The 255-nt window shown below is 69.8% G+C and carries 1 protein-coding gene; it reads left to right on the forward strand.

What is annotated here, in order from left to right; all coding sequences use genetic code 11:
- Window positions 1-255, forward strand: a 255-nt coding sequence (locus tag JS756_RS36400) for a beta-ketoacyl synthase N-terminal-like domain-containing protein (RefSeq protein ID WP_275892798.1), incomplete at both ends; no start/stop codon positions are given.

Genomic DNA, 255 nt, shown 5'->3' on the forward strand with positions numbered 1-255 from the left:
TCGAGGGTCCTGCGGTGACGGTGGACACGGCGTGTTCGTCGTCGTTGGTGGCGTTGCACCTGGCGGCTCAGGCGCTTCGGGCGGGTGAGTGTGATCTGGCGCTGGCCGGTGGTGTGACGGTGATGTCGACGCCGGAGACCTTCCTGGAGTTCTCGCGGCAGCGGGGGTTGGCGTCGGACGGTCGGTGCAAGGCGTTCTCGGACGGTGCGGACGGCACGGCCTGGTCGGAGGGCGTGGGGCTGTTGCTGGTGGAGC

This window comes from Streptomyces actuosus (assembly GCF_016921115.1).
In the GTDB taxonomy this organism is placed as follows: domain Bacteria; phylum Actinomycetota; class Actinomycetes; order Streptomycetales; family Streptomycetaceae; genus Streptomyces; species Streptomyces actuosus_A.